Here is a 24243-nt window from a genome sequence, read left to right as displayed (position 1 = left end):
CGGCAAAAGTCCGCAGCAACCCGGTTCAAAACGTTTCCTACACTGTACGTAAAGGCGATACCCTGAACACCATCGCCAGCCGTTTCAATGTTGATATTAACGATATCCGCCGTTGGAACCGCAATACCCGTACCGTATCTCCCGGTCAACGTTTGAAACTGATTGGTAGCTAATATTAGCTTTAAAACAAAGGCCGTCTGAAAGATTCAGACGGCCTTTTTCTTTATGATAGATAATCAAGTTAATGTTTGATGACAAATAGAATAGCCTTCTCTTTAAGATAAAAATATTTTTTGAAAACTACTATATAGAAAAGAGAGTGTGTAAAAACACCCTCTTTCTCAAATGGATTACCGTCAGACTCTACTCTTAACATCCATATTCAAACATATGAATTCCGTAAAATATATTCCTATGCCGGTGAAAAAGCATCACAGAAAAAGGCATCTTCCGGTAAAGCGTATTTTTGAGTCAGCAAACCATGTGCACTTTCGGTCATCTCTGTTGATCCGCAAGCATAAACCTCATATTGGCTCAAATCAGGATAATTTTGTGCAGCAACATCTTGCACATAGCCAGTTTCCCCTTTCCAATCGGAATCAGGCTTAGAAAGAACAGGCGAGAATTTCGCATTTTTCAGACGGCCTAGTAATGCTTCTGCTTCTTCCAATGCGTACAAATCCTCCTGCTGACGTGCTCCCCAGTAAAAATGAACCTGACGCTCACTATTCTGGTGAATCAAATCAAGCAAGATACTGCGGATAGGTGCGTAACCTGTACCCGTTGCCAACAAAACAATCGGTTTATCGCTGCCTTTTTGCAAAGTAAACGTACCCAATGGACCTTTAACACGGACAATACCTTTTTCTTTGATTTTAGGCTCGGCACCAAAAATCATTTCTGAGCATACGCCGTTTTCACGTTTGCGGATATGCAATTCCAAAATGCCTTCTTGATCAGGCGAATTGGCGATTGAATAGCTGCGGCTGATATTACCGGGAAGCAGTAAATCAATATATTGCCCGGCATAAAATGCAAATGGCGGCGCTTTAGGCAAAGCCAATCGCAACAAAGCAACATCATGTTTGATTTCAATCGTTTCAATGCGTACAGGCAAAGTGCGCACCGGCAAAGCATTCGGATTAAACCCCGGCACATTGATTTTGAGGTCGCTCTTCGCAGTAGTGCAACACAATAACACTTTGCCCTGCGCTTTTTCTTCTTCACTGATGGCTTTATCAATATGCTTGCCCATTTCAAATTCGCCACTAATCAACTCGGCCTTACACTGCCCGCAAGCACCGCTTTTGCAAGAATGAGGCAAATTTAAATTCTGACGGGTTGCGGCAGCAAGAACAGTTTCGTCCTTATTCGCCGTAAATGTAGTTTGATCTGGTAAGGTAATGGTATGTGTCATGGTATTTAGAATAAATTTATTATCAAAAACAAAGACCGTCTGAAAATAAAACCTGTTTTCAGACGGCCTGTCCTATCTATCAAGCCAATTTGGCTTTAATCAACTCTTGAACCTGAGCCGGATTGGCCTTGCCTTTACTTGCTTTCATCACTTGACCGACAATCGCATTTAAGGCTTTTTCATTACCAGAACGGAATTGCTCAATGGCTTTCGCATTGTTTACCAACACTTCATCCACCATCGCTTCAATTGCACCAGTGTCAGTAATCTGTTGCAAACCATGTTTTTCGATGATTTCGGCAATACCTGCTTCAGGCTCAGCCCACATCGCTTCAAAAGCTTTTTTCGCCAATTTGCTGCTTAATGTTCCATCTGCAACTTTAGCAACCAACTCGGCAAGGCGCGGAGCTGTAATCGGGCTTTCAGCCAATTCCAAACCTTCTTTGTTCAAGGTAGCGGCAAGCTCGCCGTTCATCCAGTTCGCCGTCAATTTACCTTGGCCGCAGGCTTTGGCCGCTTCTTCAAAATAGGCAGCTTGGGCGCGGCTAGCAGTCAACAGACGCGCATCATAGTCAGACACGCCGTAATCGGCAACAAAACGCGCCGCCATTTCATGTGGCAATTCAGGCATTTGCTCTTTGGCTTTTTGCAACTGGCCGTCTGAAATAATGACTGGCAGCAAATCCGGATCTGGGAAATAGCGGTAATCGTGCGCATCTTCTTTCAAACGCATCACACGGGTTTCACCTTTTTCAGGGTCAAACAACATGGTTGCCTGCTGTACTTTACCGCCGTCTTCCAAAATTTCGATTTGCGCTTCCACTTCATAATTGATGGCTTGTTCCAAGAAGCGGAAAGAGTTGAGGTTTTTGATTTCACGGCGTGTACCGAACTCCGCCTGACCTTTTGGACGTACAGAAACGTTGGCATCAACACGGAACGAGCCTTCCGCCATATTACCGTCGCAAATATCCAGCCAAGTCACTAAACCATGCAACGCTTTAGCATATGCCACAGCTTCGGCTGCGGAACGCATTTCAGGCTCGGAGACAACTTCCAACAAAGGCGTACCTGCACGGTTCAAGTCGATACCGGTAGCACCGTTCAAACCTTCATGTACGGATTTACCCGCATCTTCTTCCATGTGCGCACGGGTAACATTGATGGTTTTAACCTCATCGCCCACTACGATTTCCAGTTTGCCGTGTTCAACAATCGGCAAATCCAACTGGCTGATTTGATAGCCTTTTGGCAAATCAGGATAAAAATAGTTTTTACGGTCGAACACGTTTTTCTGATTGATTTTCGCATCCAAAGCCAAACCGAGTTTGATGGCTTTTTCGACGACTTCGCGGTTCATTACCGGCAATACGCCCGGCAACGCACACTCAACCACGCTGGCGTGGGCATTAGGCTCGGCACCGAATGCAGTGGATGCGCCGCTGAAGATTTTGGATTGGGTGTTGAGTTGGACGTGGATTTCCAGTCCGATTACGGTTTCCCAAGTCATAAGGGTCTTTCTGTCGAAAAAAAGTTAATCGGTTAAATGAGTGATTCGTTTTTCAGACGGCCTGAATAAAAAACATAATAGGCCGTCTGTAAGATAAGTTTATTTCCTGCGGCGTTGGAAACCGGGCAGCTGCCAATGGAAACGGTATGCAGTCAGGCGAAATAACAATCCGCCAGCAAAGAGCAGGTTTAACGTAAAAATATTAATCCAGCCCAAATGCCCGAACAGATAAATCAGTCCGCCAATCAAAATGGCTACGCTGCCGTAAAGGTCGGTGCGCAAAATCATCGGCACATCATTGACCAAAATATCGCGCGCAATACCGCCACCAACGGCAGTCACAAAAGCCAAAGAAATAACGCCGAACAAATTAAGTTGCAAAGCCATACCGATTTGTGCGCCGGTAATGCTGAACGCTGCCAAACCGATAGCATCGGCAATAATAAAAGCAGCGGCCAAATAGGTGCTGCGATAGCGTTGCACCCTTATCAACCATGCAATGGCAAGCGTGGCAAACACAACAATCAGCGCATCGGTTTGCAAAAACACTTGCGGAATCCGGCCAACCAAGCCATCGCGTATCATGCCGCCGCCGACAGCCGTCAGTAACGCAGTAATGACGACACCGAGTACATCCAACCGCTTGTTGTAGCCGACCAAATAGCCGGAAATAGCAAATGCGGCTGTCCCAATGATTTGGATGAAGTCGGTTGTATTCATAACATGTATTCTCGTCAGATGATAGTTTAATTTGTAGATGCTAAAACATTTCTTATTTGCATTTCTATTTCATCTAACATCTGATAACGCTTACGATACATAGACCGTTTTTTGCTTTCAATTTCCTCAAAGTCCTTACGTATCGGCTCTTTTGGCAGATGCCATAATCCATCAACACCTTTTCGGGCACCATGCTCTTGCCAAAATTGGTCATAATTCATTTTGACACGTTTCTTTAAGCGCCAACGTAGCTTAACTTGCCTATCTTGTGTAATACCAATCACACCATCCAGCTTTAGTGCAATAGCAAAATATTGCAATGCATGCACCATCAGTTGCTGAGGACGCAATCCATGCAGCCTCTTAGTTAAGCTCCGGACTATATCTTTCGCCTCTTCTCCTGCAGGCCCCTGAAGAGAGGCGGCAAGCAGCATATTATTTACAAAGGCAAAAGTTGCCATATACAGCCGTTTTCCACCGTCTTCCCGCAAAGAAAGAGACCACATTCCCTCATCGACACAATTGTCATTTCGGTTAAGCCAAATCTCAAGGCCGTCTGAAGGTTTTGCCAAAACAATATGAAAGGAACGGGTTTTCATACCCATTACTCTTTCTTTTCCAAAAAACTTTTCTGCAGCCTCAAAATCTGACTGCATAATTTTTAATCTATCCGCACCACTAAATTGTTTATCAACAAATTCATGTATCAAAGGATAGGCATCTTGAGGCATTTCACTAAAAAAACTTTGGCATATTTTCGAAGTATTTACAAACTGCTCAAATGCCTTAATTTCTTTACGATACCACAATGTCCTCAATGTAAATTTTAAATGCTGCGTTTTAAACTTTGGCGCATTCTGATAAACAGTTTTAAATCCTGGAAAAGAAAACTTTTCAGGCATATAGACTCCCTGCCCTTACTCCGGTGCTTTGGTATGCCAATCGCTGTTCAGTTGAACTTGATGTGCGGCGCCCAAAATTTTAGCCTCGGAGAAATAGTTGCCGATAAATTGCACACCAATCGGCAGGCCGTTCGTGCTGAAACCGGCAGGCAGAGTCAGTGCAGGCAAACCGGCAAGGTTTACGGCGATGGTGTAAATATCGGATAAGTACATTTGCACAGGGTCGTGGATGTCGCTGCCGAGTTTCGGCGCAGCAGTCGGTGCAGTCGGCGCCAAAATGAAATCACATTGACCAAAGGCCGTCTGAAAATCATTGGCAACCAGACGACGCAGTTTTTGCGCTTTCAGATAATAAGCATCATAGTAACCATGACTCAATACATAAGTACCAATCATGATACGGCGTTTGACCTCGCTACCGAAACCTTCGGCACGAGTATTGCTGTACATTTCTTCCAAATCGCCGAATTGTGCTGCACGATGGCCATAACGTACGCCGTCGAAACGGGACAAGTTGGTACTTGCTTCCGCAGAGGCAAGAACGTAATAAGCAGGAATCGACAATGATGTTTGCGGCAGGGAAACTTCAACAGTCTCCGCACCTTGTGCTTTGAGCAAATCGATAACGCTTTGCAAGGCCGTCTGAACATCGGCATCTGCACCTTCACCGAAATATTCTTTAGGCAAACCGATTTTCAAACCTTTGAGCGGCTTGTCCAAATCACGGGTGTAGTCTTCTTTGTCGCGTTCCAAGCTGGTGGAATCGCGCTCGTCAAAGCTGGCCATGGCGTTCAACAAAATCGCACAGTCTTCGGCTGTTTGCGCCATAGGGCCAGCTTGGTCGAAGCTGGAAGCATAGGCAACCATACCAAAGCGTGAAACTGTACCGTAAGTCGGCTTGATGCCGGTAATACCGCAATGCGATGCAGGCTGACGGATAGAACCGCCGGTATCCGAACCCAACGCAGCCGGTGCCAAACGCGCCGCAATCACGGCAGCCGAACCGCCTGACGAACCGCCGGGAACATGTTCAAGATTCCATGGGTTTTTGGTTGCGCCGTAGAACGAAGTCTCATTGGTCGAACCCATGGCAAATTCGTCCATATTGGTGCGGCCAAGGGTCACCATGCCGGCATCCAACAGGTTTTGCACCACAGTGGCAGTATAAGGAGAAACAAAGTTATCCAACATTTTGGAGCTACATGCACTGCGCCAACCTGTTTGGCAGAAAATATCTTTGTAAGCAACCGGTACACCGGTCAAAGCCGTTGCATTACCGGCTGCGATACGCGCATCGGCTGCTTTGGCTTCAGCAAGGGTCTTATCTTGATTGATGGTAACGTAGCCATTGATGGCAGGGTTTTTCGCAGCAATAGCGGCCAAATATTCGGTCGCCAATTCGACTGCGGAGATTTGTTTGGATTGCAGCAGGCTGCTGGCTTGTTTGAGCGTGTAAGCGGTCATTGTGCCGTACTTTCTATAAAACAGTTTTTGCTTTCAAAACAGATATTGAAAACATCCGTTTAAATCAATAAATCGGGCCGTCTGAACAAAGTATCCTTTCAGACGGCCTTGCAATAGGGACTTGCCGATAAGCAAAGGCCGTCTGAAACCTTATTCTTCAATTACTTGAGGAACGATATACAGGCGATTGTGCACTTCGGGGGCAACAGCCTGATATTCTGCAGCGTGGTCGGTTTCAGTCACTTTATCTTCGCGCAGGCGTAAAGCGGCTTCGTGCGGATGCGCCATGGGTTCGATGCCGTCGGTATTGACGCTTTGCATGTTTTCAACCATGGCGAAAATGTCGTTCAACTCGGCAAGCGTTTTGTTTTCTTCTTCGTCCGTTAAAGTGAGGCGCGAGAGTTTTGCGATTTTTTCCACATCATTTAAGCTTAAAGCCATAAAAAATCCTTGTCTGATAGCAATGCACCTTGGGTTTGGGGTATCATTGCATTTCGTCTTCTATGAAGCGAAGAATTATAACCGAAAACCAAACAGGTTGGCATGGTGTTTTGATTCAGACGGCCTTTAAAGGGTGCATTTATCCGTCTAAAACCGTGTACCTGTTTTTCTTATTTTAAATAATGCTAAACACATCCGGGCTGGGCCGGAATTTCAGGTATCCTATGTTTCGTCTTTTATCTCGTTTCCTCTCTAATGATATTGCCATCGACTTGGGCACGGCCAACACGCTGATTTTTGTACGCGGCAAAGGGATTGTTTTGGATGAGCCGTCCATGGTTGCGATTCAATCCGGCGCAGGCAATAAAAGTAAAATTATGGCGGTGGGTACGGAAGCCAAAAAAATGCAGGGCCGTGCGCCGCGCAATATTGAAATCGTCCGTCCAATGAGGGACGGCGTGATTGCCGATTTTGTGATTACCGAGCGTATGCTGGGTATGTTGATTAAAAAAGCCACCGAAGGACGATCTTTGGTTCCGCCTCGTGTGGTTATTTGTGTTCCTGGCGGCTCTACCCAAGTGGAACGTAAAGCAATTTTGGATTCGGCGTTTGCTGCCGGCGCGGCAAGCGTGCATTTGATTGAAGAGCCGATGGCTGCCGCTTTGGGCGCAGGCTTGCCGATTGAAGATGCGGCAGGCTCGATGATTGTCGATATTGGCGGCGGTACGACCGAAATCGGCATTCTTTCACTGGGAGGTATGGCCTATTCTGCTTCCGTCCGTGCAGCCGGTGACGAATTCGATAAAAGCATCATCCATTATCTGCGCCGCCATCGCGGTGTCTTGATTGGCGAAGCTACGGCAGAAGAATTGAAGAAACAAATCGGCTCGGCCTCTGGTTTTGAAACCGAAACAGCCATGCGCATTAAAGGCCGCGACCTGGCCGAAGGTACGCCTAAATCCTTGGCGGTTACTTCAAATGAAATTCGTGAAGCATTGAGTGAAACGGTAAATCAAATCATCCGTGCCGTCCGTCTGGCTTTGGAACAGGCTCCGCCCGAATTGGCCGGCGACATCGCCGACCGCGGTATTATGCTGACCGGCGGCGGCGCGCTTCTGCACGGTATCGATACCGTCTTGGCTGATGCAACCGGCCTGCCCGTCGGTATTGCCGACCAACCTCTGAACTGCGTTGCCTATGGTGCCGGTAAGGCTTTGGACTATATCGGCAAATGGGATACCGTGTTTACGGAAAACCCATAAGGTAGATGGTTATGGAACGCTCTTCTTTGCGCTTTGACGAGGCAAAAGGCCCTAAGCTGTTGCCTCGTTTTGTCGTTTATATCGCTCTGGCTGCCGGCCTGATGGTGGCCGATTACCGCTTTTCATTGATGCAGCCGGTGCGTGCGGCAGTAATGCCCATGCTCTACCCTATTCAATGGCTGGCGAATCAACCTGTTCAACTTTATCAATATTTTGCTGACCTCTCCCAGTCCAAATCCGAGCTCTTGGAACAGAACCGCCAGCTTTTAGAAGAAAATGGCCGTCTGAAAATCGATTTGCAGCGGGATAAAGTCAATACCGATGAATTGCGCGAATTGAAAAAACTGTATGGTTTACAACAAAAAGGCATTCACAACGTTATCGGTGCGGAAGTCATTTCCAATGGCAAAGATCCGCTTTCCGAAAGACTGATTATCGGCAAGGGCAGCCAAGACGGTTTGAAAGTTGGCGATGCAGTCATCGATCAAAGCGGTTTGATTGGCCTGTTGACACAAGTTCACACACAAAGCGCGGAAATTGAACTGATCTCAAGCGGACAAAGCATTGTCCCCGTAGCCGTCAGCCGCACCGGTGAACGCAATTTGGCATACGGCAATGGCAACGGTTTGGATTTGCGCTATTTTCCAACCGGCTCAGACTTGAAACCCGGCGATATTCTGCTGACTTCCGGTTTGGACGGTACTTATCCGGCGGGGATTCCCGTTGCAACCGTCAGCAAGGTTGTCCGCGCATCGGGAACACCTTATTACGATACGCAACTGACGCCTTTGGCCGCTTTACGCAGCAGCCGTTTTGTCTTGGTACTTTCTTCCGGCCCTTCTTCCCCACGCTGATTTCATGAACGATTTTGACGATTCTTACCGTGCAGTACCGCTGCACATCATGGCGGCCAGTCTCATTGTGATGATGATACTGGACTTTATGCCATTTTCCTTTGACGGATTCTTTTGGCTGCCTGAAATGACGGCACTGATGTTGCTGTATTGGACATTGCACCAGCCGCAACGTGCAGGCATGGTACTGGCTTTTGCCATTGGTCTGATTGTCGATGCAGCAACCGCCGCGACTTTAGGATTACACGCCCTGTCTTACGTTGTGATGACTTATTTCATCTTAAACCGACGCCGCCAAATCATGCTGTACGGCCACATTATGCAATTGGCTGCTGTCTTGGCTGCCCTGCTTCTCAATCAGGCCGTTTTAACTGTTGCACGTCTGTTCCTCAATCATCAGGTCATCACTTTGCAAGGCTTTGTTGCCCCATTTGTCGGCGCACTGCTTTGGCCGATACTCAGCCAGCTGATGCTGATCGTGACCCGTATTTACCGCGCGCACTGAAAAGATGAAACCGATTCTTCCACACCGTCTTTCCGGTGGTCAACATACCAAAAAACCTTCCGCTCAGGCAGCACAAGCCGATGCTTTGTTGCGCCTGCTCGTTGCCTTTATCCTGATTGTCATCTTCTTTTCCATTTTGCTGGCGCGGTTCTTCTACCTGCAAGTAACTCAACACAATGAGTTTTCCGGTCAAGCATCAAGCAACCGTATCACCCTGATTCCAACGCCGCCCGTACGCGGCGAAATCGTCGATATCAACGGCGTTCCTTTGGCCAAAAACTATCCCGTCTTTTCGCTTGAAGTTATTCCTAGCCGCATCGAAGGCAAGATGGAAGATGTCATTGAAGCATTGAAAAAATACGTCGATATTACGCCGACAGATTTAAAACGCTTCAAAAAATACCGCGAAAGCTATCGAAAATTTGAAAATATCCCGCTCAAGCTCAGGCTGACCGATGAAGAGACTGCACGCTTGTCCGTACATCTGCGCGAATTCAAAGGCGTAGAGGTCAACTCACGCACATTCCGCGAATATCCTTACGGCAAGCTGACTTCCCATTTCTTAGGCTATATCGGCCGTATTAGCGATAAAGACAAAGAAATGCTGGAAGAAGAAAGCCTGACTGCCCTCTATCGCGGCAGTACACATATCGGCAAATCCGGCTTGGAAAAATATTACGAACACCAGCTTCATGGTATTCCAGGCTATCAGGAAGTCGAAAAAGACGCTTACGGCAACATCGTCCGTGTATTGAAAAATGTCCCGTCCAAAATGGGGCAAACCTTGCGCCTAGGCATGGATATCCGTATGCAGCAGGAAGCCGACCGAATTTTGGGCGACCGTCGTGGCGCATTGGTGGCCATCAATCCGCAAGACGGTACAGTTTTGGCATTTGTTTCCAAGCCTTCCTTCGACCCCAACCTCTTTATTGATGGCATCGACAGCGACACTTGGAAAATACTGAATGACGATTGGAAAAAGCCTTTGATCAACCGCGTTACCCAAGGCCTTTATCCGCCGGGTTCTACATTCAAACCCTTTATGGGCATGGCCTTGTTGGAAAGCGGCAAAATCACTCAAAACACCATCGTCCCCGCCCCCGGCGCATGGAGCATACCCGGCAGCCGCCATATTTTCCGCGACTCCGTCCGCAGCGGTCACGGCTCGGCCAACTTGAGCAAAGCCATTCAAGTATCCTCAGATACCTTCTTCTACCGTTTGGGTTACGAAATGGGTATCGATAAAGCCTCTCCGTATCTGGCGCAATTCGGTTTCGGTCAGAAAACCGGTATTGACCTGCCTAGTGAATATGTAGGCGTTTTGCCCAGCCGCGAATGGAAAGCCAAACGCTTTGCCAAATCTTCCGACCCGACTGCCAAAGAATGGCGTGCCGGCGAGATGGTTTCCGTCAGTATCGGCCAAGGCTACAATGCCTACACGCCTTTGCAAATGGCACATGCGACAGCATCTCTGGCCAACAACGGTGTCGTTCATCAGCCGCATTTGGTCAAAGAAGTATTAGATTTCGGCGCGCGCAAAATTACCCGTATCAACCCCAATCCTGAGCGTCAAATTCCGTTCAAAGCCGATAACTTCGAATACGTCAAACGCGCAATGGAAAAGGTATTGAAACCGGGTGGTACGGCGCACCGTATCGGTGGCGGACTCGCCTATACGATGGGCGGTAAAACCGGTACGGCCCAAGTCGTACAAATCAAACAGGGCAGCCGCTACAATGCCGCAGCCCTACGCGAACAACACCGCGACCACGCATGGTTTATCTCGTTTGCGCCATTGGAAAAACCTGAAATCGCCATTGCCGTTATTTTGGAAAACGGCGGTTGGGGTGCGTATGCCGCGCCATTGGCTCGTGAAATGACTGATTTTTATATGCTTCACGTCAAGCCGCAACAGTTTTCAGACGGCCTTGAATCAGATTTGACCCAAACTGAAAAAACTGATAAACATCAGCCTATTACCAGTATTTTCCAATCCGCCTACGGACTGACGCCGACAAGCCCTGCCTCACAGCCGGAGGTTCATCATGAATAACACATCAGCGTGGAAAAATTTAAAATCCACCATTGCAGCCCCAATTGACCCTTGGCTGTTTTTTGCCATGCTCGCCATCTATATCATGAGCCTGTTCCTGCTCTATTCTGCGGACGGGCAAGAGTTCGGCCAATTGGAAAACAAAACCATCCATACCGTTTTAGGCTTTGCCCTTTTATGGATTATCGCCGTATTCAAGCCGCAAACGGCTGCCAAAGTTGCCCTGCCTGTTTATATTGTCGGCGTATTACTGCTGATTGGCGTCGAAGTTGCCGGCGTTACCGTCAACGGTTCGACCCGTTGGCTGAGCCTCGGCTTTACCCGTATCCAACCTTCCGAAATCATGAAAATCGGTATTCCCATGACTGTCGCGTGGTATTTCCAACGCTATGAAGGCCGTCTGAAATGGATACATTATATTGTTGCCCTCGTGCTGATTCTTGTTCCTGTCTCCCTGATCTTGAAGCAGCCCGACCTCGGTACGGCAGCACTGATTATGGCTTCGGGCATTTTTGTCATCTTTTTTGCCGGATTGCCCTGGAAAGCCATTTTTGCCGCTATTATTGCCTTTGTGGCCGCCCTGCCGCTCTTATGGAATTACGGCATGCACGACTACCAGAAAACCCGCGTCCTCACCCTGCTCGACCCAACCAAAGACCCGTTAGGCGCAGGCTACCACATCATCCAATCCATGATTGCCATCGGCTCGGGCGGCGTATGGGGTAAGGGTTGGCTCAACGGCTCGCAAACCCATTTGGACTATATTCCCGAATCAACGACTGACTTTATTTTTGCGGTATTCGGCGAAGAATTCGGCCTGATTGGCAATATCCTTTTACTGCTGGTTTACCTCATCATTCTGGCACGCGGATTGTGGATTGCCGCACAAGCGCAATCCCTTTACAGCCGTACTTTGGCAGGCGCATTGACCATGACCTTTTTCTGCTACGCCTTTGTAAACATGGGCATGGTCAGCGGTATTTTGCCCGTTGTCGGCGTCCCACTTCCCCTGGTCAGCTACGGCGGTACAGCTACACTTTCCATCATGGTGGTACTAGCCCTGTTGATGGGTATTGCCAATGAACACAAAAACCTCCGCCGTCGTAATATAGACAACGACGACCTAACTGCAAGCAAGGAATAATATGGAATTAGGTGTAGAAATCGGCAAACTTCTCGTTGCACTTCTTGTACTGATCAACCCCTTCAGCGCGCTCTCAATTTATCTTGACCTGACACAAAACCACAGCACCAAAGAAAAGCGCAGAATCGCGCGTACTGCCGCATTGGCTGTTTTCATCGTGATTGTCGTCTTTGCACTGGGCGGCGGTATCTTGTTGAAAGTACTCGGCATCAGCGTCGGCTCCTTCCAAGTCGGCGGCGGTATTCTGGTTTTGCTGATTGCCATCTCCTTAATGAACGGCAACGATAATCCTGCCAAGCCCAAAATCGACCCCAATTCAGAAGAGCATCACCATGAGCAACAAGTCCGCCGCAATGAAAAAGCCATTGCCGTCGTACCCATTGCCATTCCGATTACCATTGGCCCCGGCGGTATCTCTACCGTCATTATTTACTCCTCTGCCGCCAAAAATTACAGCGATATTGCCCTAATTATCATCTCCGGCTTTCTGGTCAGCCTGATTTGCTATCTCATCCTGATCGTTGCCGGACGCATCAGCAAACGCTTAGGCACGACCGGCCTGACCATCCTCAACCGCATTATGGGCATGATGCTTGCCGCCATTTCCGTAGAGATTATTGTTGCCGGCTTAAAATCTATTTTTCCCCAACTGGTCGCTTGAAGTACAATTATCACAATAAAAGGCCGTCTGAAACATTTTCAGACGGCCTCATAAAAACATAAAAACAAAGGAGCCAACCATGTTTCACAGCACCCACGTTTTCACTGGAGAAACCATTTACCGCCGACCGGCGCAAAGCTATACCGAGTTCACCGACGAATTAAACCGCCTCCAAACCCTTCAGCAAACCTTCGCCCAATCAAGCATTACCGAGCGCACCGCCCTCTTACAGCAATTTGCCGACAGCCTTACCCAAAACCAAGAACGCCTTGCCGAAATGGTTTGCGAAGAAGTCGGCCGTTGCCTGCACGAATGTCGTGCCGAAATCAGCAAATCCATCGAGCTTATCCGCTACTACGTCCGCCTTGCCCCTGAACTACTTGCCCATAAAACCATCGCCACCCAAGCCAGCCTCAGCCAAGTCCGCTTTGAGCCTTTGGGCGTTGTTTTAGCGGTCATGCCGTGGAATTATCCTGTTTGGCAGATTTTACGATTTGCCATCCCAGCCCTGTGCGCCGGCAATGCCTGCGCGCTCAAACCTGCGCCCAGTGTCGCCCGCGTCAGCGAGACCCTCTTTGACCTTGTCCCCGAAGGTTTGCCGCTTATCGGCGCATGGTTAAACCATGAAGATACGCTTAAATCCATTGAAGATACCGATGCCATGGCATTTACCGGTTCAACCCATACCGGCCGCCTGCTGGCTGCCCATGCAGGCAGACATCTGAAAAAAACCGTCCTTGAACTGGGCGGCAGCAATCCGTTTATCATCCTGCCCGACGCCGATCTGCAACGCGCAGCCATCGATGCCTGCTATTCGCGCTTTCGCGATGCCGGACAATCCTGCAATGCCGCCAAGCGCATCGTTGTTACCCAAGATATTGCCGATCAATTTATCCCGCTCTTCCTTGCCGAGTGCGCCAAACTGCAAACCGGCAATCCAAAAGACCCGAACACCACTCTTGCCCCACTTCACCGCCAAGACCTGCGTCAAACCGTACACGAGCAGGTTCAAGATGCGGTTGCACATGGCGCGCAATGTTTGAGCGGCGGCTATATCCCTGATGGAGAAAGCTGGTTTTATCCTGCTACCGTATTGGATCAGGTCAACCCAAACTGCCGCGTTTGGCACGAAGAAGTCTTCGGCCCGGTTGCCATGATCTTACGCGCCGACAATCCAGATCACGCCGTTACGCTTGCCAATGACACACCTTTCGGCCTCGGTGCCTGTATCTACACAGCCGACACGGCAAATGCATGGCAATACGCCGAAAAAATCCAAGCAGGCTCTGTCTTTATCAACCGCCACACCAGCAGCGACCTGCGCCTTCCCTTTGGCGGAGTCAAAGCTTCAGGCTATGGACGCGAGCTATCAGAATTCGGGCTGTACGAGTTCGTCAATGTCAAAACCTATTGGCAAAAATAAACCGTTTCATTAACTCAGGCCGTCTGAAAAACCCGATTTCAGACGGCCTGATGTTTTTTTAAAGACTGGCAAAAATGTTGTATTTAAAACCCATACCAATTCTGCAAAATCAAAGAGGCTCAAAAATAAGAAACCTATTTTAGAAAGCAATTCATATTTCCACGCCTATTGTGAATCGGCAGCTTACCATGTTCATCATTCCAACTGTTTCATTAAACACTCTATAAAATAGCCAATAAACAAAAATGCCGTCTGAAATACAACTTTCAGACGGCATTTTCAATCAAATACTACTTACCGGATTACAATTTCAAACCGGCCAGTTTAGCAGCATACGCATCCAAATCGGCGATTGGACGGGTAGCCACGCCGCTTTCCATTGCTGCTTTAGCAGTAGCTGTAGCAACGCGAGGCAACAGGCGGGAGTCGAATGGAGTAGGAATCAGGTATTCCGCACCGAATTCAAATTTCTTACCGTAAGCAGCAACCACTTCTTCAGTTACCTCTTCCATCGCCAAATCAGCCAAAGCATACACGCAGGCGCGTTTCATTTCTTCGTTGATGGTGGTCGCGCCGACATCCAATGCGCCACGGAAGATGAATGGGAAGCACAATACGTTGTTTACTTGGTTCGGGAAGTCTGAACGGCCGGTACCGATGACCACATCCGGACGGGTTTCTTTTGCCAAAGGAGGCAGAATTTCCGGATTTGGGTTTGCCATAGCGAACACGATTGGTTTTTCATTCATAGTATTCAGCATTTCAGGAGTCAGCAGGTTGGCACCGGACAGACCCAAGAAGATGTCTTTACCTTTAACGGCATCGGCCAATACGCGTTGGCCGTTATCTTCAATGGCGTAGAACTGTTTGGACTCGTCCATACGGTCTTTGTCTTCGCGGGTTTTGTAAATCACGCCTTTGGAGTCGCAAACGGTCACGTTTTCGCGTTTCAAACCCAAATCCAGCAATTGGTTCAAGCAGGCAATCGCTGCGGCACCTGCGCCGGAGCACACCAAAGTCGCTTCCTCAATTTTGCGGCCTGTATAACGCAAAGCGTTCAATACAGCGGCAGCGGTAATGATGGCAGTACCGTGTTGGTCGTCGTGGAATACAGGGATTTTGCAACGTTTGCGCAATTCGCGTTCGATGTAGAAGCACTCAGGCGCTTTGATGTCTTCGAGGTTGATACCGCCGAAAGTCGGTTCCAAAGAAGCGATGATGTCTACCAGTTTTTGCGGGTCTTTTTCATCGATTTCGATATCGAATACGTCAACGCCGGCGAATTTTTTGAACAATACGCCTTTGCCTTCCATTACAGGTTTACCGGCCAATGCGCCGATGTTGCCCAAACCCAACACTGCTGTACCGTTGGAAATCACGGCAACCAAATTGCCTTTGGCAGTGTATTTGTAGGCAGTTTGCGGATCGGCATGGATTTCCATACAAGGAGCAGCTACGCCCGGAGAGTACGCCAACGCCAAGTCTTTAGAAGTAGCCAGAGATTTGGTTGGGGTAACGGAGATTTTGCCCGGCACGGGGAATTCGTGGAACTGCAGGGCGGCTTCTTTTAATGAATTTTCCATTTATCGATCCTGTTTGCGAGAGAGATTTTACAGCGAACAAGTCTGAAACAGACTGCTTCAGACGTTTAAAATTTCTAAAGTCGGGTTGTTAACAGACCGGCTTTGTAAGGGACCGTAATTTTATCATGTTCTTTTGGTGGCGCATACCGATATTTATTACATTTGTTTTGATATTTCGTTTTATTTGGTTTTATGTCTAAAAACTTCTGTAATAATATTTCTTCGCCACATTACCATTCTTTCAGACGGCATTTTATTTAAACTTAAACATTCAATCCAAAATAACTGTCTAGCGCGGTTTCAATCTGATTTTTTACCGCGTCCAGACTTTGGCTGCTGTCGATGACGGCATAGCGTTCCGGCTGTTCGTTAGCACGTTGCAGATATACTTCGCGCACCCGATTGAAAAACTCGGCTTCTTCTTGCTCGAAGCGGTCTTTCTCGCGCGTTTGGTTGATGCGTGCCATTGACACTTCCAAAGGCACATCCAACAGCAAAGTTAAATCTGGATGGAAATCGCCCTGCACCCAATGCTCAAGCGTGGCAATATCTTGCAGGGGAACGCCGCGCCCGCCGCCTTGATAGGCAAACGTTGCATCGGTAAAGCGGTCGGAAACCACATGCGTGCCGTTTTTCAGGGCAGGCAGAATGACTGTTTCCAAGTGTTGCTGTCTGGCTGCAAACATCAGCAGGGTTTCGGTACGCAGGCTGACTTGAGTGGCAGGGTTGAGCAGGATTTCACGCAATGCTTCTCCGGCCGGAGTGCCTCCCGGTTCGCGCGTAAACAATACGGGCAGTTGGTGTTTCTCAAACCATGCTTTCATTACGGCGAGGTTGGTGGATTTGCCTGCGCCATCTATACCGTCAAGGGTAATAAATCTTGGTTTCATATGGATATCGTCAATTTAAAGGCCGTCTGAAACTGGGATTATAAATGTTTCAGACGGCCTATTCGGTTTATTTCTTCAAAATATATTTGCGTACGGCAGCGTTGTGTTCAGAAAGATTGTGGCTGAACTCGCTCAAGCCCGTACCATCCATTTTTGAGACGAAATACAGATATTTTTCATCAGACGGATGACCCGCCGCTTCAAGCGCGGCCTTGCCGGGAAGCGCAATCGGCGTCGGCGTCAAACCGCTGCGCGTATAGGTATTGTAAGGCGTATCGCGTTGCAGGTCGGCTTTGCGGATTCTGCCTTTATACGCATCGCCCATGCCATAAATAACGGTCGGGTCGGTTTGCAGGCGCATGCCGATATTCAGGCGGTTGACGAATACGGCGGCCACATGGGCGCGGTCGTCTTCGTGCGCGGTTTCTTTTTCAATCAGACTCGCCATAATCAGCATTTCGTACGGATTTTTATAAGGCAGGCCGCTTTGACGGTCGTCCCATGCTTCTTGCAGGTTTTCCCGCATTTTACGGTAGGCAATTTTGTAAATTTGAAGATCGCTGCCGCCGGCATCAATTTCGTAACTATCCGGGAAAAACTGTCCTTCAGGATTGCTGCTCAAAGCATCGGGCGCTACTTCGGCCATCAGTTTTTCATCGCTCCAACCGCGCGTATCGTGGGCAATATCGGCAGTGTTGTCGATAATACGGCGCATTTGTGCAAACCGCGCGCCTTCCAAAATTTGCACGCTGACCGAGTCAGGACGGCCTTTTTTAATGCGTTTTAAAATGTCCCAAGCCGATACTTTGGCAGACAGGCGGTAAGAACCGGCATTAAGTTGGTTGTGTACGCCCATCACATATGAGGTGGCTACTAAAACATAACGGTTATAAACGATGCCGTCTTGAGCCAGCTTACGGCTGACGGAAGAGATACCTTGGTTTTTGGTAATGGTAATACGGTATAGTTTGCCGTTGTCTTTCGGAACAAACAACAATGCGGCAACCACGGCGGCAAATGCCGTCAAAAATACGGCCAGCCATTTCAACAATTTTTTCAGCATGGTAGGATTCTTGGTTTGTGAACGTGTCGGGCGACAGTATAACCGAAAACAAGTCCACCAAGCCTGCCACCTTCCCCAACGTATGTTTTCCTACCCCGAAAGGCCGTCTGAAACCATGAATTCCCCTTCAAAAAACACTTGGCAAAACGGCCGTTGGCTGAATGCACGCCAAACTCATTCGCCCAATTTCAGCCCGCGCGAACCGGATGAAGACATCTCTTTGGTTGTGCTCCACAATATTTCCCTCCCTCCTTTTGAGTATAACACGGGGGCAGTAGAAAAATTGTTTACCAACCAAATCAACTCTGATGAGCATCCTTTTTTCAGCATCATCCACACCTTGCGCGTTTCCAGCCATTTTTTCATCAGCCGTAAGGGCGAAACTGTCCAATTCGTTTCCTGCGACGACATGGCCTATCATGCCGGAATATCGTCGTTTCAAGGCAGAGAAAAATGCAATGCCTTTTCCATCGGTATTGAATTGGAAGGCTGCGATTTCGAGCCTTTTACCGAAGCACAATACACCAGCCTGCAAGCCTTGTTGACCGCCATTTCCGAGCATTATCCGATTCAGGCCGTTACCGGCCATCAGGATATCGCGCCGGACAGGAAAACCGATCCCGGACATTTCTTCGATTGGCCACGCCTTCAAAAAGCAGGTTTCCCCATCCGGCGCGGATAACTTTCAGACGGCCTGAACAAGGATTGGCAGACATAATGCTGTCACAACCGTTTATTTTCGTTATAATTCAGCTATTCATTCGGACGCATAAAGTCCGGCTCCAACGAACTTCCCACGCAGCAAGATTCCGCACCCTGAAAAAGACGGAATGCTGCCTTTTTAAAAAGTGATTACTCCATGATTTTCATCGTCTTAGCCCTCGCCGCCCTTTTGGCGGTCATCGGTTACAACATGTACCAGGAAAACCAATACCGCAAACAAGTGCGCGAACAATTCGGCCATTCCGATAAGGATGCACTTTTGACCAGCAAAACCAAACACGTCCGCGACAGCAAAGAAACCGGCGGCCAAGGTTTGTTTATCAAGAAAAACAAAAAAACCGAAGAGGCATTGCGCAACCTGCAAGAGCAAGATGAAATCTACGCGGCAAAAGCCAAACTGGCTCACCCTACCCAACTTAAAACCGATGTCGAGCTGACTGTGGAAGACGACTTTTCCGCAGAAGAAAAAGTCCAACACACCGTTATCGGTTTGAACAACGAAATTACCGTCAGCCCTGCCGAAGCCGCTTCTGCTCCGGTTGAAACCGCGGCCGAGCCTGTGGCACAAGTACCATTGATCAGCTTGGACGAATTGTCTCAAGTCGAGTTGCCTTGGTTTGACCCGCGCTTCGACTACATGGCCTACATCTCCCTGAAACAAGCCCAAGAATTGCACGCCCTGCCGCGCCTTTCCGGCACACACCGCTTCCAAATCATTGGTTGCACCATGGACGACCATTTCCGCGTTGCCGAGCCGATTCCGGGCGTTTACTACCAAGGCTTCGTTATGGGCCTTCAGGCTGTTAGCCGCAATGGTTTGGCCGCACGTGAAGAGTTGCAACACTTCGACCAACAGGTTGATGCTTTTGCCCAACTGATGGACGGCAAAGTTTTGCATACCGACTTGGACGCGTTCACCGAAGTCGCACAAGCCCTCGATCAATTCTGTGCGCGTGTTGACCAAACCATCGCCATTCACTTGGTTTCCCACTCCAATATCAGCGGCGTAGAATTGCGTGCCGCCGTGGAAGATACAGGCTTCAAACTGGGTGAGGACGGCGCGTTCCACTTTGGCGACAACAACAATCCTCAATTGTTCTCCATCCATACTTTGGACAACAAACCGTTTACCAATCCTCTGTTGGACAACCAAGCCTACCGCGGTTTCAGTATGCTTTTGGATATTCCGCATGTTCCAGCCGGTGAAAAAACTTTCGACAAATTTATGGACTTGGCAGTCAAACTCTCCGGCCAACTCAGCTTGGATTTGGTTAACGACCAAATGGAAGAAGTTTCCACCCAATGGCTTAAAGACGTACGCAACTACGTTTTGGCCCGTCAGGAAGAAATGCTTAAAGTCGGCATCAAACCCGGCAGCAAACAAGCCCTGCGCCTGTTCTCTTAAACTTCCCCAATCAAAAAGCGGATATGCAATGACGGCATATCCGCTTTTTTCAGGTAAAATCCCTTCATCTTCAATATTCATCGATTTTCAGACGGCCTCTCTATCATCAGGCCGTCTGAAAACTCTATTTCGATTACTCATGAATCCGACCGCACAACGTATCAAATACCTGACCGACCTCCTCAACCGCTACGCCTACGAATATTACACCCTAGACGCGCCCAGCGTACCCGATGCCGAATACGACAAATTGTTCCGTGAGCTTGAAGCATTGGAGCGAAACTACCCCGAGTTCAAACTGCCCGACAGCCCGACCCAACGTGTCGGTGGCGAGCCTTTGGCAGGCTTTGATGAAGTGCGTCATGAAGTGCCTATGTTGTCACTGACCAACGCCTTCTCGCCACAAGATGAAAACGGCGTGTTTGACCATGCCGAAATGTATGCTTTTGATGAGCGCGTTCATGGCGGATTAAACGGAGAAAAACCGGAATACGTTATCGAACCTAAATTTGACGGTCTGGCCATCAGCCTGCTGTACCGCGACGGCGTATTGACTCAAGCGGCAACCCGTGGCGACGGCACAACAGGCGAAGACGTTACCCAAAACGTCAAAACCGTATCCAACATCCCCCTGCGCCTGCATGGAGAAAATATCCCAGAGTTTATCGAAATACGCGGCGAAGTACTGATGCTCAAAGCCGATTTTGCCGCTTTAAACGAACGACAGGCTGAAAACGGACAAAAACCTTTCGCCAATCCGCGCAATGCCGCCGCCGGCAGTCTGCGTCAACTCGATTCGCGCATTACGGCACAGCGCAAACTGCATTTCTTCCCCTATTCCATCGCCCGACAACAAGGCGGTTTTGTCGCGGAAGAACACCTGCAAGAGCTGAGCTACTGTAAAGAACTCGGCTTCAGCCTGCCTGACGGTAATTTCTGCTGTTTCAAAAATATCGACGAAGTATTGGCGTTTTACGAGCAAATGCAGCAAAAACGCCCTACTTTACCTTATGAAATCGACGGTATGGTCGTCAAAGTCAACAGCTTGGCGCAACAGCGCGAACTCGGTTTCATCTCACGCGCGCCGCGCTGGGCCATTGCCCACAAATTCCCTGCCGAAGAAGCATTGACCATTGTCGAAGCCATTGATGTACAAATCGGGCGCACCGGCGCAGTAACCCCCGTCGCCCGCCTACAACCTGTATTCGTCGGTGGCGTTACCGTTACCAACGCCACCCTGCACAATCAGGACGAAGTATCTCGAAAAGACGTACGCGTTGGCGACACAGTTGTCGTACGCCGCGCCGGAGACGTGATTCCCGAGGTAGTGCGCGTGATTTTTGAACGCCGCCCAATGCAGGAGACCAACATTGCTGTTTCAGACGGCCTGCAAGACGATTTGTTTGCAGAAACACCTTCTGAAACCCGCTCCGAACCGCTTCACAAACCTTACCGCCTGCCCACCCATTGCCCTATCTGTCACAGCGAAATCGAACGCGAAGAAGGCGAAGCGGTTGCCCGATGCAGCGGTGGCATGCTTTGCCAAGCACAACGTGCGCAAGGTTTAATCCACTTCGCCTCACGCAAAGCCATGGACATCGACGGACTTGGACAAAAACAAATCGAGCAACTGGTAGCACAAGATTTGGTTCGTCATTTCGCCGACCTCTACCGCCTCGATATCCCAACCCTGCAAAAAATGAAGGAAACGGCGGATAAAGCGTCAGCTAATGAGGAAGAACCATCAAACAGTGAGATTGAAGACTTTGAAAGCGAGAGCGGCAATGCCCTGCTTAGCAAAACCAGTAAAAAACAGCCAACTAAATGGGCGGAAAACATCCTCGCAGGCATAGAAGCCAGCAAAACGCCTGAACTTGCCCGCTTCCTTTTTGCCCTCGGTATCCGTCACGTCGGCGAACGCACCGCCAAAACGCTGGCGCAGGCATTCGGTACACTGGAACACGTCCGCCATGCACCCGAACCCATCCTCGCCTGCCTGCCCGATATCGGCACGGTGGTTGCCCGCTCCATCGCCCACTTTTTTGCCCAAGAAGCGCAACAGGCGATGATAGACGAACTGCTGGCTGTAGGTGTTGCCCCGCAAAGCCAGGCTGTCACTATCCCGCCGTTACGCCATGCCGAGCCGCAACGCTGGATTGCCCGCCTGCCCGATTTTAAAATCAGCGAAACCAAAGCGCTGGTCTTGTGGGAACTCGCCGGACAAAGCATAGAAGGTTTGCAAAGCGACAAAGCGTTACCTGCCGATTGGCAAACCTGGCGCGGTAAACCGCAAAATGCAGCCCTGCTTGAAAATATGAAAACTTTCTTTGCTCAAACGCTGTCTAATCTTCAAGATGAAACTATTTCAGACAGCATTAATGAGGCCGTAGCAGGTAAAACCTTTGTATTAACAGGGACTTTACCTACACTCAAACGCGACCAAGCCCAAGCCATGATTGAAGCGGCAGGCGGAAAAGTTTCCAGCAGCGTATCCAAAAAAACAGACTACGTTGTCGCAGGAGAAGCTGCAGGCAGTAAATTGGAAAAAGCCCAGGCTTTGGGCGTGGCCGTATTAACCGAAGAAGAATTGCTGACGTTGCTAGGATAAGACAGTATTTATGACCAATCCTCCTTTTCAAACCGCCTGATACTTTATCATGTGGTATTATTGTTACATACGACTACATCTTTACACTTCTTTGGGTATAAGCCCATAGTTAAAATAGGATAATAATATGAAACCCATTAAAAAATGCGTCTTCCCCGTTGCCGGTATGGGCACCCGTTTCTTGCCTGCGACCAAGGCCAGCCCCAAAGAAATGCTGCCTATTGTGGATAAGCCTCTGATTCAATATGCAGTTGAAGAAGCGGTTGAAGCCGGCTGTACCGAAATGGTGTTTATCACCGGCCGTAACAAACGCAGCATCGAAGATCACTTCGACAAAGCATACGAGTTGGAAACCGAATTGGAATTGCGTCAAAAAGACAAGCTGTTAGCACACGTTCGCGATATCCTGCCTCCGAATATTACCTGCTTGTACATCCGTCAAACTGAAGCATTGGGTTTGGGGCATGCCGTGCTATGCGCTCAAGCTGCTGTTGGCGATGAACCTTTTGCCGTTATTTTGGCAGATGATTTGATTGATGCGCCTAAAGGTGCATTAAAACAAATGGTTGACGTGTATAACCAAAGCGGCAACAGCGTTTTAGGCGTTGAAACCGTTGATCCTTCCCAAACAGGCTCTTACGGTATCGTTGAAGTTGAAAAACTGAAAAGCTATCAACGTGTAGTCAATATTGTTGAAAAACCAAAACCGGAAGAAGCTCCTTCCAACCTCGCCGTTGTCGGCCGCTACATCCTGACCCCGCGTATTTTTGACTTGTTGACCAACCTGCCTCGCGGTGCCGGTAACGAAATCCAACTGACAGACGGTATTGCGCGCCTGCTCGACCATGAGTTTGTGTTGGCTCATGCATTTGATGGCAAACGCTACGACTGCGGCAGCAAATTGGGTTACCTTGAAGCAACCGTGGCTTACGGTTTGAAACACCCTGAAACTGGCGAACAATTCAAAGAATTGCTCAAACAATACGCTTAAGCCCAGCCATTATAAAAAGGCCGTCTGAAATTTCAGACGGCCTTTTTCTCACACTTATTTCTTCCAATATGCCGGAGTAAGCAAAATCAGAACGGTAAAAATCTCCAAACGTCCCAACAACATCACCGCCGTACACAGCCACTTCTGCACATCGCTCAGCGCAGCATAATTATGCGACGGACCAACTGCCCCCAAACCCGGCCCTGCATTAGTAATACAGGCAATGACTGCCGTGAAGGCGGATAAAAAGTCCAAACCTACCGCCATCAGTAAAAAACTGAATACGATGACCGTCATAAAGTAAATAAAGATGAACGACATGACGGTCAGCGCCATGCGATCCGGAATAGAACGGTTGTTGACCTTTACCGTACGAACCGCGCGTGGGTGCAGCAAAATCAACATTTCGCGCAAGCTGAATTTGAACAACACCAACGCACGCACGTTTTTAATACCGCCACCCATAGAGCCTGAGCTTGCCAACACGTTCGAGAGAAAAAACATCCACAACGACACAATCAGCGGCCATTGGGCAAAGTCTGCATTGGAGAAACCGCTTGCCAATCCGATGGACACGAAGTTGAAGCTGACAAAGCGCAAAGCTTCGCCAAGGGTTTGGAACAC

General features: G+C 48.8%; 22 protein-coding genes. 12 read left to right on the top strand and 10 right to left on the bottom strand.

Annotated features, from left to right (window positions below; all coding sequences use genetic code 11):
- A partial coding sequence (locus tag Q1M25_RS01690) for a LysM domain-containing protein (RefSeq protein WP_300481084.1) occupies positions 1 to 173 on the top strand: 173 nt, incomplete at its 5' end.
- Positions 174 to 412: 239 nt separating this feature from the next.
- On the opposite strand, the gene Q1M25_RS01685 is transcribed toward Q1M25_RS01690, so the two are convergent.
- The 6 genes from Q1M25_RS01685 to gatC all read right to left on the bottom strand — a co-directional run bounded on the left by Q1M25_RS01685 (position 413) and on the right by gatC (position 6454).
- Positions 413 to 1417 (bottom strand): FAD-binding oxidoreductase, encoded by a 1005-nt coding sequence (locus Q1M25_RS01685; RefSeq protein WP_150537896.1) that lies wholly within the window; start codon positions 1415 to 1417, stop codon positions 413 to 415.
- 79 nt (positions 1418 to 1496) lie between these two features.
- Positions 1497 to 2927 (bottom strand): Asp-tRNA(Asn)/Glu-tRNA(Gln) amidotransferase subunit GatB, encoded by a 1431-nt coding sequence (gatB, locus tag Q1M25_RS01680; protein WP_150537895.1) that lies wholly within the window; start codon positions 2925 to 2927, stop codon positions 1497 to 1499.
- A 99-nt stretch (positions 2928 to 3026) separates the two neighbouring features.
- Positions 3027 to 3647: a trimeric intracellular cation channel family protein gene (locus Q1M25_RS01675; RefSeq protein WP_128581776.1), complete on the bottom strand. Its 621-nt coding sequence runs from the start codon at positions 3645 to 3647 to the stop codon at positions 3027 to 3029.
- Between the two features lie 26 nt (positions 3648 to 3673).
- On the bottom strand, positions 3674 to 4549 hold the full coding sequence (locus Q1M25_RS01670) for a DUF535 family protein (protein ID WP_150537894.1): 876 nt from the start codon (positions 4547 to 4549) through the stop codon (positions 3674 to 3676).
- 15 nt (positions 4550 to 4564) lie between these two features.
- Complete coding sequence (gene gatA, locus Q1M25_RS01665; protein WP_150537893.1) at positions 4565 to 6013, bottom strand: Asp-tRNA(Asn)/Glu-tRNA(Gln) amidotransferase subunit GatA; 1449 nt, start codon at positions 6011 to 6013, stop codon at positions 4565 to 4567.
- A 150-nt stretch (positions 6014 to 6163) separates the two neighbouring features.
- Positions 6164 to 6454, bottom strand: a complete 291-nt coding sequence (gene gatC / locus Q1M25_RS01660; protein ID WP_150537892.1) for an Asp-tRNA(Asn)/Glu-tRNA(Gln) amidotransferase subunit GatC — start codon at positions 6452 to 6454, stop codon at positions 6164 to 6166.
- A 224-nt stretch (positions 6455 to 6678) separates the two neighbouring features.
- On the opposite strand from gatC, the gene Q1M25_RS01655 reads away from it, so the two are divergent.
- The 7 genes from Q1M25_RS01655 to Q1M25_RS01625 all read left to right on the top strand — a co-directional run bounded on the left by Q1M25_RS01655 (position 6679) and on the right by Q1M25_RS01625 (position 14356).
- Positions 6679 to 7716, top strand: coding sequence for a rod shape-determining protein (locus Q1M25_RS01655; RefSeq protein WP_039862245.1), 1038 nt, complete (start codon positions 6679 to 6681; stop codon positions 7714 to 7716).
- Between the two features lie 11 nt (positions 7717 to 7727).
- On the top strand, positions 7728 to 8570 hold the full coding sequence (gene mreC / locus Q1M25_RS01650; protein WP_300481074.1) for a rod shape-determining protein MreC: 843 nt from the start codon (positions 7728 to 7730) through the stop codon (positions 8568 to 8570).
- A 4-nt stretch (positions 8571 to 8574) separates the two neighbouring features.
- Positions 8575 to 9075 (top strand): rod shape-determining protein MreD, encoded by a 501-nt coding sequence (gene mreD, locus Q1M25_RS01645; protein WP_300481072.1) that lies wholly within the window; start codon positions 8575 to 8577, stop codon positions 9073 to 9075.
- Positions 9076 to 9079: 4 nt separating this feature from the next.
- Complete coding sequence (mrdA, locus tag Q1M25_RS01640; protein ID WP_300481070.1) at positions 9080 to 11128, top strand: penicillin-binding protein 2; 2049 nt, start codon at positions 9080 to 9082, stop codon at positions 11126 to 11128.
- Entirely contained in the window at positions 11121 to 12272 is a 1152-nt protein-coding gene (rodA, locus tag Q1M25_RS01635; RefSeq protein WP_300481068.1) for a rod shape-determining protein RodA, read from the top strand. The genes mrdA and rodA overlap by 8 nt, the downstream gene beginning before the upstream one ends.
- Position 12273: 1 nt before the next feature.
- A complete protein-coding gene (locus tag Q1M25_RS01630) occupies positions 12274 to 12933 on the top strand; it encodes a MarC family protein (protein WP_128581769.1) in 660 nt (219 codons plus the stop codon).
- A gap of 79 nt (positions 12934 to 13012) precedes the next feature.
- Positions 13013 to 14356 carry an aldehyde dehydrogenase family protein gene (locus Q1M25_RS01625; protein ID WP_300481064.1) on the top strand — a complete coding sequence of 448 codons (1344 nt, stop codon included), beginning with the start codon at positions 13013 to 13015 and terminating at the stop codon, positions 14354 to 14356.
- 302 nt (positions 14357 to 14658) lie between these two features.
- Here the strand turns inward: Q1M25_RS01625 and Q1M25_RS01620 are convergent, their stop codons facing one another.
- The 3 genes from Q1M25_RS01620 to mltG all read right to left on the bottom strand — a co-directional run bounded on the left by Q1M25_RS01620 (position 14659) and on the right by mltG (position 17892).
- Positions 14659 to 15939 carry a malic enzyme-like NAD(P)-binding protein gene (locus tag Q1M25_RS01620; protein ID WP_004520118.1) on the bottom strand — a complete coding sequence of 427 codons (1281 nt, stop codon included), beginning with the start codon at positions 15937 to 15939 and terminating at the stop codon, positions 14659 to 14661.
- 263 nt (positions 15940 to 16202) lie between these two features.
- Positions 16203 to 16829 (bottom strand): dTMP kinase, encoded by a 627-nt coding sequence (tmk, locus tag Q1M25_RS01615; RefSeq protein WP_300481059.1) that lies wholly within the window; start codon positions 16827 to 16829, stop codon positions 16203 to 16205.
- Positions 16830 to 16896: 67 nt separating this feature from the next.
- A complete protein-coding gene (gene mltG / locus Q1M25_RS01610; protein ID WP_300481056.1) occupies positions 16897 to 17892 on the bottom strand; it encodes an endolytic transglycosylase MltG in 996 nt (331 codons plus the stop codon).
- Positions 17893 to 18007: 115 nt separating this feature from the next.
- On the opposite strand from mltG, the gene ampD reads away from it, so the two are divergent.
- The 4 genes from ampD to galU all read left to right on the top strand — a co-directional run bounded on the left by ampD (position 18008) and on the right by galU (position 23619).
- Positions 18008 to 18574 carry a 1,6-anhydro-N-acetylmuramyl-L-alanine amidase AmpD gene (ampD, locus tag Q1M25_RS01605; protein WP_300481053.1) on the top strand — a complete coding sequence of 189 codons (567 nt, stop codon included), beginning with the start codon at positions 18008 to 18010 and terminating at the stop codon, positions 18572 to 18574.
- A gap of 177 nt (positions 18575 to 18751) precedes the next feature.
- Positions 18752 to 20020 carry a cell division protein ZipA C-terminal FtsZ-binding domain-containing protein gene (locus Q1M25_RS01600; RefSeq protein WP_300481050.1) on the top strand — a complete coding sequence of 423 codons (1269 nt, stop codon included), beginning with the start codon at positions 18752 to 18754 and terminating at the stop codon, positions 20018 to 20020.
- 139 nt (positions 20021 to 20159) lie between these two features.
- The gene (gene ligA, locus Q1M25_RS01595; protein WP_300481047.1) at positions 20160 to 22628 is read left to right on the top strand and encodes an NAD-dependent DNA ligase LigA; all 2469 of its coding nucleotides are present in this window, start codon (positions 20160 to 20162) and stop codon (positions 22626 to 22628) included.
- A 127-nt stretch (positions 22629 to 22755) separates the two neighbouring features.
- A complete protein-coding gene (gene galU, locus Q1M25_RS01590; protein ID WP_300481043.1) occupies positions 22756 to 23619 on the top strand; it encodes a UTP--glucose-1-phosphate uridylyltransferase GalU in 864 nt (287 codons plus the stop codon).
- Between the two features lie 54 nt (positions 23620 to 23673).
- Here galU and Q1M25_RS01585 read toward each other — a convergent pair.
- Positions 23674 to 24243: potassium transporter TrkG (locus Q1M25_RS01585; protein WP_300481040.1), on the bottom strand; the 570-nt coding region annotated here is incomplete at its 5' end.

Origin of the sequence: uncultured Neisseria sp. (genome assembly GCF_951230505.1) — a bacterium.
In the GTDB taxonomy this organism is placed as follows: domain Bacteria; phylum Pseudomonadota; class Gammaproteobacteria; order Burkholderiales; family Neisseriaceae; genus Neisseria.
This window is presented reverse-complemented; position numbering and strand designations above follow the sequence as displayed.

Bases quoted from the DNA above. Each gene is read 5' to 3' on its own strand.
- galU (WP_300481043.1), top strand. From the start codon at position 22,756: ATGAAACCCATTAAAAAATGCGTCTTCCCCGTTGCCGGTATGGGCACC.
- Q1M25_RS01655 (WP_039862245.1), top strand. From the start codon at position 6,679: ATGTTTCGTCTTTTATCTCGTTTCCTCTCTAATGATATTGCCATCGAC.
- Q1M25_RS01670 (WP_150537894.1), bottom strand. From the start codon at position 4,549: ATGCCTGAAAAGTTTTCTTTTCCAGGATTTAAAACTGTTTATCAGAAT.
- Q1M25_RS01600 (WP_300481050.1), top strand. From the start codon at position 18,752: ATGATTTTCATCGTCTTAGCCCTCGCCGCCCTTTTGGCGGTCATCGGT.
- tmk (WP_300481059.1), bottom strand. From the start codon at position 16,829: ATGAAACCAAGATTTATTACCCTTGACGGTATAGATGGCGCAGGCAAA.
- rodA (WP_300481068.1), top strand. From the start codon at position 11,121: ATGAATAACACATCAGCGTGGAAAAATTTAAAATCCACCATTGCAGCC.
- Q1M25_RS01675 (WP_128581776.1), bottom strand. From the start codon at position 3,647: ATGAATACAACCGACTTCATCCAAATCATTGGGACAGCCGCATTTGCT.
- gatC (WP_150537892.1), bottom strand. From the start codon at position 6,454: ATGGCTTTAAGCTTAAATGATGTGGAAAAAATCGCAAAACTCTCGCGC.
- Q1M25_RS01625 (WP_300481064.1), top strand. From the start codon at position 13,013: ATGTTTCACAGCACCCACGTTTTCACTGGAGAAACCATTTACCGCCGA.
- mltG (WP_300481056.1), bottom strand. From the start codon at position 17,892: ATGCTGAAAAAATTGTTGAAATGGCTGGCCGTATTTTTGACGGCATTT.
- mreC (WP_300481074.1), top strand. From the start codon at position 7,728: ATGGAACGCTCTTCTTTGCGCTTTGACGAGGCAAAAGGCCCTAAGCTG.
- gatB (WP_150537895.1), bottom strand. From the start codon at position 2,927: ATGACTTGGGAAACCGTAATCGGACTGGAAATCCACGTCCAACTCAAC.
- ampD (WP_300481053.1), top strand. From the start codon at position 18,008: ATGAATTCCCCTTCAAAAAACACTTGGCAAAACGGCCGTTGGCTGAAT.
- Q1M25_RS01630 (WP_128581769.1), top strand. From the start codon at position 12,274: ATGGAATTAGGTGTAGAAATCGGCAAACTTCTCGTTGCACTTCTTGTA.
- Q1M25_RS01620 (WP_004520118.1), bottom strand. From the start codon at position 15,939: ATGGAAAATTCATTAAAAGAAGCCGCCCTGCAGTTCCACGAATTCCCC.
- ligA (WP_300481047.1), top strand. From the start codon at position 20,160: ATGAATCCGACCGCACAACGTATCAAATACCTGACCGACCTCCTCAAC.
- gatA (WP_150537893.1), bottom strand. From the start codon at position 6,013: ATGACCGCTTACACGCTCAAACAAGCCAGCAGCCTGCTGCAATCCAAA.
- mreD (WP_300481072.1), top strand. From the start codon at position 8,575: ATGAACGATTTTGACGATTCTTACCGTGCAGTACCGCTGCACATCATG.
- mrdA (WP_300481070.1), top strand. From the start codon at position 9,080: ATGAAACCGATTCTTCCACACCGTCTTTCCGGTGGTCAACATACCAAA.
- Q1M25_RS01685 (WP_150537896.1), bottom strand. From the start codon at position 1,417: ATGACACATACCATTACCTTACCAGATCAAACTACATTTACGGCGAAT.